Genomic DNA, 7,296 nt, shown 5'->3' with positions numbered 1-7,296 from the left:
GACGGGTGGATCCGTGAGGCCCGCGCGATCATGAAGAAGAACGGCATCCCCGGCTCCTACGACGGCATCAAGCGCAACGTCATCCGCGAGTCGGCCGGTGACCCCGACGCGGTCAACGGCTGGGACGTCAACGCCCAGAAGGGCACCCCCTCACGCGGACTGCTCCAGGTGATCCAGCCCACCTTCGACCAGTACCACGTCAAGGGCACCGCCGATAAGCTCACCGACCCCGTCGCCAACATCGTCGCCGCCTGCAACTACGCCGCCGACCGCTACGGCTCCATGGACCAGGTCGACTCCGCCTACTGACCCCCGGGACAGGGCCACCACCACCACAACAGCAGCAGCACGCATGAGACACCCGAGCGGGTGGGAGGCACACACCTCCCACCCGCTCCCGTCGTATCCCAGCCTCTTTTAATGTTTTGCCTAAACCTATTAGGCAATTTACCCTCGATCTCATGAGAGAGTTGTCGGAGAAAGAGATACGCGCCGCCTTCGTGAACTGCACGAAGGGAGAGGCGAAGCGCCTGGGGATGCCGCGGGATCTGGCCGAGCGTCCCTGGCCGGATCTGGACTACCTCGGCTGGCGGGACCCGCAGGCCCACGGCCGCGCCTACCTCGTCACCGAGGTCGACGACCGCCCGCGGGCCGTCGCTCTGCGCTGCCCTCCCGCCGCCTCGTGGCAGAGGCGCAGCAGCATGTGCTCGGTCTGCCTGACGCCGCACACCGGTGGCGTCTCCCTGATGGTCGCGCCAAAGGCAGGGAAAGCGGGGCAGCAGGGCAACACGGTGGGCACCTACCTGTGCAGCGACCTCGCCTGCTCGCTGTACGTCAGGGGAAAGAAGGACCCGGGCGTCGGTGCGAGGGTCCACGAGTCGCTCACGGTCGAGGACAAGATCCGGCGGATGACGGCGAACCTTGCGGTCTTCCTCGATCAGGTGGCGCCGTGAAGGCCGACGTCTCGGCCCGGTACGGCAGGGGACAGGCACCATAGGCACAACACGCCCTGCGAAGACTTGACTTCGAGCGCGCTCCAAGTGGTGGAGTTCCCGCACAGACACCCCCGGCACCGGAAGGGAACCACCTCATGAGCGCAGCTCAGGCCCCCGTCACTCTGATCACGGGAGGCAGCACAGGGATCGGTGCGGCGACTGCCCGCAAGCTGCTGGACCGCGGTCACCGCGTCACGGTCACGGGCCGGGACGAGGCGCGGCTGCACCGCCGCGTCGAGGACCTCGGTGCGCCACCGGGGCTGCTGGCCCGTGTCGCGGACGCGGGCGACTGGGAGGCCGTGCGCGGCGCCGTCGAGGCGACGGTGCGGGAATTCGGACGGCTGGACGCCGTCGTCGCCAACGCCGGTATCGGCAGCCCGGACACCGTGGCCGACGGCGACCCGGCCGTCTGGCGCCAGATGGTGCTGACGAACGTGCTCGGACCCGCACTCCTCGTCCGTGCGGCACTGTCCGCGCTGAAGGAGACCCGGGGACGCATCGTGCTGGTGGGCAGCGTCGCCGGTCACGTCAACACCCCGGGGAACGTGTACGGCGCGACCAAGTGGGCCGTCACCGGACTGGCCGAGAACACCCGCAGGCTGGTGACCGAGGACGGTGTGGGGGTCACCCTGGTCGGGCCCGGGCGGGTGGAAACACCCTTCTGGGACCCGTTGGGCGGCGCCCCTGACAGCCCCCTGCTTCCGGCGGACGCCGTCGCCGACGGCATCGTCTGGGCGCTGGAACAGCCGGCCGGTGTGGACGTCAACACCCTCACCATCCGGCCGGTGGGGCAACCGGTGTGAACCCCCGCGGGGCCCGACCGCCACGGGGCACCGCCTACGTGTCCGAGGCCGCCCGACTTCGTTGTGCACGTGTCCTGTTGTGCAAGACGGAAGGAAACTCCAATGCGTACACGTGCGGTGACCGTGGGAGCGCTGGCGGCCGCGGCCTCGTTGCTCGCCCTCGCCGGGGCAGCTCAGGCGTCGGCGGCCGACAGCACGGCGCCGGGCGGATCCGCCCCCGCCGCAGCGGGCGGCCTGTCGGACCAGCTCGGTCTCGGCACCCTCACCTCCCAGCCGGAGAAGCACCTGCGCACCCTGGGCGAGCAGGCCCAGCAGTACGGCCGTTGAGACGCGGCATCTGAACCGCCGCCGTCGGCCCCGGGGTTGCGGCTCGCCTACGGGCGCGCGGCCCCGGCCGCGGCGGTGCAGCCTCGCAGCCCGGCGGCCAGTGCGGCGTCCTCCAGCCCGCGCCCGATGAACACCGCGCGGCTGCGCCGTGGCTCTGCCGCACCCCACGGGGCGCCGGGCCGCAGCTCGCGCAGCCGGTGCGCTCCTTGCAGCACCCAGCGGTGGTCCTCACCGGCGAGCGCCAGGATCCCCTGGAGGCGGTAGAGGTCGGCGCCGCGCTCCCGCGTCAGGTCGCCCAGCCAGGATTCGAGCGCGGCGCGGTCCAGGGCACCGGGCACCTCCACGCTGACCGAGCCGATACCGGGGACGTGCCAGTGACGGTCGTCGTCCTCGGTGAGCCAGCGCTGGTCGGCGCGGGCGCCGCGGTCGTGGTCGAAGGCGCCGACACCGAGGATGCCGTCGAGGTCCACCTCCGCGCGGCAGGACGTCGTCAGCCCGGCCGTGGCGTCGAGGCCGCGGAGCCGCCCGAGGAGCGTGTCGAGTGCGGCACCGTTCACCAGGTCGGTCTTGTTGACGACGATCCGGTCGGCGCGGGAGCGGGCCGGGGCCGGGGCCGGGGACCCGTGCGGGCGGTGTGCGCGGGCACGGCCGGGCGCACCGCGCCGCCGCATCCACGTCTGCCGGGACACCGACGAGGCAGGATCGATCCGGAGGAGCGCGCGGACGAGGGGCCGTTCGGCGAGTTCTCCGGTTACTCCTCCAGCCGCTCCACGCACAACGTGCTGCGGGTCGAGACGGTGCTGGGCCGCCACGATCCGCTGCTGCTGGACATCGTGGGCGGCAACACCGCCGACCATCTCAACCTGGCCCGCATCCCGCGTGAGGCGGAGATGGCGCAGAAGCTCGCCGCGCGCTTCCCGGAGGTCGTCCGCCTGCACTACCCGACCTCGGGCACCCACTTCCACGCCTACGTGGCCCTGCGCCGCACCCGTCCCGGGCAGGCGCGCCAGGTGATGCTCGGCCTGCTGGGCTGGGACCCGTATCTGAAGACGTTGGTGGCGGTCGACGAGGACGTGGACGTCACCCGCGACGCGGACGTGCTGTGGGCGCCGGCCGCGCATCTCCAGCCGCACCGGGACGTGTTCGTGGTGGACGGGCTGCCCGGCAGCCCTCTGGACCCGTCGTCCACCGCGGAGGGCGCCACCTCCCGGATGGCCCTGGACGCCACCCGCGGCCCGGACTTCGACGGCGTACGCATCGAGGTCGCGGCCGAGAGCCTGCGTGTCGCGCGGCGTGTGCTGGACGGCCACGGGTAGCCGGTGCCGTCCGGCCGGGAGTGGAGCTCTCGGAGAGGGGGCGTCTCAGAGGTCGGGCGTCCCGGGGTTCGGGGGGAGGTCGTCGCGGGTGAAGTAGAGGGTGGGTGAGGTGCCCAGGGCCCGGCGGAACATGGCGGTGAAGGCGCTGGGGGTGGCGTAGCCGACACGGAGGGCGACGGCGGTGACGGGGGTGCCCTTGGCCAGCAGCGCCACCGCGTGGGCGAGCTTGGCCTGGCGCACCCAGTGGCCCAGGCTCATGCCGGTGGCCGAGGCGAACCGGCGCTGGAGCGTGCGGGGGCTCATGTGGGCGACGGCTGCCGCCTGGCGGGCCGTCCACAGTTCCTCCGGTGCGCGGCGGATGCGTGTGCACAGGTTCCGCAGGCGGGGGCAGTCGGGGGCCGGAAGGTGCAGCGCCGGGACGGGGCGCGGGGCGAGTTCGCGGAGCAGGAGCCGCATGACGAGGCCGTCGCGCCCCTCGGTGTCGTACTCCACCGGCAGCCGCGTCGCCTCGTCGATCAGCTCCCGCAGCAGCGGGGGGACCGACACGATGGTGGGGACCGCGGGGAGCCCGGTGGCGGCGTCGGGGGTGAGGTAGAGGGTCCGCATGGCGACGCGGCCCGCGCAGGTCATCTCGTGGGTGAGGCCCGAGGGCACCCAGGCGGCCCGGCTGGCGGGGACGACCCAGGTGCCGAGCGGGGTACCGACCGTGATGGCGCCGGTGGTGCCGTAGATCAGCTGTGCGCGGCGGTGCCGGTGCGGAGGGATGTGGTGGCCGTCGAGCAGGTCGCGGGCCATCGCCGCCACCGGGCGGGGGACGTCCTGGTAGTCGTCCCGGTCCTCACTCTTTCCGAACATGGCGCACTCTCGACAGTGACTGGCTGTACGGCGAAAGTCTGCCACGCGGCGCCCGCATAGCGTCGAGTGCCGTGTTCCCCTTCCGTCGCTCTCGTCTCCATGTGCCCGTCCTGGCCCTGACCAGCGCGGTCACCGCCTCGAACGTCTACCTCAGCCAGCCCCTGCTGGAGAAGATCGCCGCCTCCGTGCACGCGGACCCCGGCCTGCTGGGTGCCGTACCGACTGCCACCCAGCTCGGTTACGCGGCGGGCATCCTGCTGCTGGTGCCTGCCGGGGACAGCCACGACCGGCGCCGGCTGATCCTGGTCCTGACCGTCTGCTCGGGCCTGGCCCTGTCGGCCTGCGCCGTGGCACCGACGGCCTGGTTCCTGGCCGTGGCCGGGTTCGCCGTCGGCCTCCTCTCACCCGTACCGCAGCTGGTCACACCGCTTGCGGTGGCGCTCAGCGCGGGTCCGGCGGGACGGCGGTCCGGGACGGGGCGGGTGGTCGGCACCGTGCAGGCCGGTCTGCTGGTCGGCATCCTCGCCTCCCGCGCGTACGCGGGCGCGCTGGCCGAACTGGCCGGCTGGCGCGGCGTGTACGCCGTCTCGTGCGCTCTCACGCTCCTGGTGGCGGCGGTGCTGCGCTGGTGCCTGCCACCGGATCCGGCGTCCGCACCACCGACGGCGCAGGCCACGCCGCGCGCCTACCGTGCGGGACTCGCCTCCCTGCCGAAGCTGGCCGCGCGGCCGCTGGTCGCCCGGGTGATCTGGTCGGGGGCCCTGGTCGGCGTGGCCTTCGGCGCTTTCTGGACGACGCTGACGTTCCTGCTGGCCCGGGACTACCACTACGACAGCACCCGGATCGGCCTGTTCGGGCTGGTCGCGGCCGCCAGCGCTCTCGCCTCGCCGTGGGCGGGACGGATCGCCGACCGGTACGGCCGCCGCGGACCGGCCGCTCTCACCCTGGTGGTGATCGCCGGCTGGCTGGTGCTGCTGCCCGGCGGCACCTCCCTGTGGTGGCTGCTCGCCGGGGTGGTCCTCCTGGACGTCGGCGTCTGGGGCAACCAGACCGTCAGCCAGACCGTGCTGTTCTCGCTCCCCGACCACCAGCACAACCGGCTCAACACCTGCTACTTCACCTGCCGGTTCCTCGGCATCGCGACCGGTTCGCTGGCCGGCTCCCTGACCTGGTCGGCCGGGGGCTGGCCCGCCGTCGCCGCCCTGGGCGCCGGCTCGGCCGCCGCGGGGCTGCTGGTCGGGCTGCTGCCCCACCGCAGGGAGCAGCCGGCCGGATGAAGACCCCTGCCGTCCGCCCCGTACCGGGGAGCGCCCTGTCCGGTGGCGCGCTGCCCCGCGGGGGCTCCGCGCGCGGGCGCGGCCGGGGTGGTGCGCCGCGGTGTGCGCGGCGCGCCTCGTCCGCCGCGCACACCGCACCGGCTTCCTCGGGGCGCCCGACGGCGTGTCATGAAGCAGGGTGCGGACGGGGGCCCGGCATCCACGCTGCCGCGGTCACCGTACCGGCGAGCACCACCAGACCGCTGACGGCGAAGGCCAGGGTGTAGCCTTCCGCGCCGCCGCGCACCTCGGCGAGGGTGGACAGGACGGCGACGCCGAGTGCGGTCGCCACCTGCCGGGTGGTGTTGAGCAGCCCCGAGGCGAGACCGGTGAGCGAGGGGTCCACGCCGCTGGTGGCGCAGACGGTGATCGGCGTGAAGGAGAGTCCGGCGCCGAGCCCGAACACCAGCGTGGGCACCACGATGTCCGGCCAGAAGGACGCGTGCGCTCCCCGGGCGGCCAACAGCAGGAACCCGGCCCCCGCCACCGCCGTGCCCCACACCGTGGTACGGCGGGCGCCCCAGCGTGGGGTGACGCGGCCGGCCAGATGCGCGCCGGCCATCACGCTGACGGCGCAGGGCAGGAAACCGAACCCGGCGCGGCTCGCGCTGTAGTGCAGGACCTGCTGCAGATAGAGTGCGAGCAGGACCGGGCTGGCGAGGTAGGCCACGCCCAGGCAGAAGACCACGGTGTTCGCGCTGCTGACGGAGCGGTGGGTGAACAGCCGCAGAGGCACGAGGGGTTCCCTCGCCCAGCGCGCCTGGTGGAGCAGGAACAGGCCCAGCAGCACGGCAGCCGCCGCCAGTGCCGCTCGGGCCCCGGTGCGCGTAGCGGGGTCGCGGACGGCGACGACGCCGTAGACGAGGGCCGTGAGTGCGAGGGTCACCAGCGCGGCACCGGTGACATCGAGGCGGCGGCGGGACGGTGGGTCCGCGGCGGGGCGCGTCAGCACGAGCAGTCCCAGCAGGGCCAGCGCGATCCCGAGCGGCACCTTGACCCAGAAGACCGACCGCCAGCCGAGCGCATCGGTCAGGAACCCGCCCGCCACGGTCCCGGCAGCCGCGCCGACGGCCCCGACCATGCTCCACAGGCCCAGCACGCGGGTGCGCCGCGCCGGATCGTCGTAGGTGTGGTGGACGACGGTGAGGGTCGCCGGCAACAGCAGTGCGCCGCCGATCCCTTGGAAGGCGCGCGTTCCGATCAGCGCTCCGGGTCCCGTCGCCATCGCGGCCCCCAGGTTGCCGAGCGTGAAGGCGGCCAGCCCGCCGACCAGCACCACGCGGGTGCCGTACAGGTCGGCGAGCCGCCCGCCGAGCATCAGGAATCCGGCGACGGCCAGCGTGTAGTAGGACTCCGTTAGGTCTGTCAGTTCGGCCTGTTCCCGGGCATGGTGGGTGGATGGACACACATGAAGTGGACCGTGTCCGGGCGAGTTTGGCGCTATACGTGGCTGATGTGTTCGCCTCGGTGCCACGCAAGGACCAGCGAGTCAAAGGCGACTGCTACCTGCGGGGACTGATGCTGGAGGGCCGCCGCAAGTCGGTCCAGGCCATGGCCTCGCGGCTGCCGGACGGCAACGAACAGAACCTGCAGCAGTTCGTGAACCAGTCCACCTGGGACCCGGTGCCGGTGCAGCGGCGGATCGCAGAGCGCATGCTGCCGCTGATCACCCCGACGGCCTGGG

Annotated in this window: 10 protein-coding genes; 7 read left to right on the top strand and 3 right to left on the bottom strand. The window is 73.1% G+C overall.

Annotated elements, in window-relative coordinates; genetic code table 11:
• The 4 genes from H297_RS0125720 to H297_RS0125705 all read left to right on the top strand — a co-directional run.
• Nucleotides 1-309 (top strand): transglycosylase SLT domain-containing protein (locus H297_RS0125720; RefSeq protein ID WP_027739391.1); only part of this gene is annotated, 309 nt, incomplete at its 5' end.
• A 152-nt stretch (nucleotides 310-461) separates the two neighbouring features.
• Entirely contained in the window at nucleotides 462-953 is a 492-nt protein-coding gene (locus tag H297_RS0125715) for an FBP domain-containing protein (protein WP_027739390.1), read from the top strand.
• A gap of 137 nt (nucleotides 954-1,090) precedes the next feature.
• Nucleotides 1,091-1,798: an SDR family oxidoreductase gene (locus tag H297_RS0125710; protein WP_027739389.1), complete on the top strand. Its 708-nt coding sequence runs from the start codon at nucleotides 1,091-1,093 to the stop codon at nucleotides 1,796-1,798.
• A gap of 102 nt (nucleotides 1,799-1,900) precedes the next feature.
• A complete protein-coding gene (locus H297_RS0125705; protein WP_027739388.1) occupies nucleotides 1,901-2,125 on the top strand; it encodes a hypothetical protein in 225 nt (74 codons plus the stop codon).
• A gap of 47 nt (nucleotides 2,126-2,172) precedes the next feature.
• On the opposite strand, the gene H297_RS38455 is transcribed toward H297_RS0125705, so the two are convergent.
• Entirely contained in the window at nucleotides 2,173-2,814 is a 642-nt protein-coding gene (locus H297_RS38455) for a CobW family GTP-binding protein (RefSeq protein WP_486589667.1), read from the bottom strand.
• Between H297_RS38455 and H297_RS38450 the strand changes: the two genes are divergently transcribed.
• Nucleotides 2,803-3,441 carry a UbiD family decarboxylase domain-containing protein gene (locus H297_RS38450; protein WP_078514612.1) on the top strand — a complete coding sequence of 213 codons (639 nt, stop codon included), beginning with the start codon at nucleotides 2,803-2,805 and terminating at the stop codon, nucleotides 3,439-3,441. The genes H297_RS38455 and H297_RS38450 overlap by 12 nt on opposite strands.
• A gap of 45 nt (nucleotides 3,442-3,486) precedes the next feature.
• On the opposite strand, the gene H297_RS0125690 is transcribed toward H297_RS38450, so the two are convergent.
• On the bottom strand, nucleotides 3,487-4,296 hold the full coding sequence (locus H297_RS0125690) for an AraC family transcriptional regulator (RefSeq protein WP_027739387.1): 810 nt from the start codon (nucleotides 4,294-4,296) through the stop codon (nucleotides 3,487-3,489).
• 71 nt (nucleotides 4,297-4,367) lie between these two features.
• Here H297_RS0125690 and H297_RS0125685 point away from each other — a divergent pair, with 71 nt between their 5' ends.
• Nucleotides 4,368-5,573, top strand: coding sequence for an MFS transporter (locus H297_RS0125685; RefSeq protein ID WP_486589666.1), 1,206 nt, complete (start codon nucleotides 4,368-4,370; stop codon nucleotides 5,571-5,573).
• 166 nt (nucleotides 5,574-5,739) lie between these two features.
• Here the strand turns inward: H297_RS0125685 and H297_RS38445 are convergent, their stop codons facing one another.
• Nucleotides 5,740-7,020, bottom strand: coding sequence for an MFS transporter (locus tag H297_RS38445; RefSeq protein ID WP_158693746.1), 1,281 nt, complete (start codon nucleotides 7,018-7,020; stop codon nucleotides 5,740-5,742).
• Between H297_RS38445 and H297_RS38440 the strand changes: the two genes are divergently transcribed.
• Nucleotides 7,011-7,296: transposase (locus H297_RS38440; RefSeq protein ID WP_199787261.1), on the top strand; the 286-nt coding region annotated here is incomplete at its 3' end. The genes H297_RS38445 and H297_RS38440 overlap by 10 nt on opposite strands.

It is taken from the genome of Streptomyces sp. CNT360, assembly GCF_000424785.1.
Note: the sequence above shows the minus strand (reverse complement) of the source record. Positions and strands in the feature narration are given on the sequence as shown.

Bases quoted from the DNA above. Each gene is read 5' to 3' on its own strand.
- H297_RS0125690 (WP_027739387.1), bottom strand. From the start codon at position 4,296: ATGTTCGGAAAGAGTGAGGACCGGGACGACTACCAGGACGTCCCCCGC.
- H297_RS0125705 (WP_027739388.1), top strand. From the start codon at position 1,901: ATGCGTACACGTGCGGTGACCGTGGGAGCGCTGGCGGCCGCGGCCTCG.
- H297_RS0125710 (WP_027739389.1), top strand. From the start codon at position 1,091: ATGAGCGCAGCTCAGGCCCCCGTCACTCTGATCACGGGAGGCAGCACA.
- H297_RS0125715 (WP_027739390.1), top strand. From the start codon at position 462: ATGAGAGAGTTGTCGGAGAAAGAGATACGCGCCGCCTTCGTGAACTGC.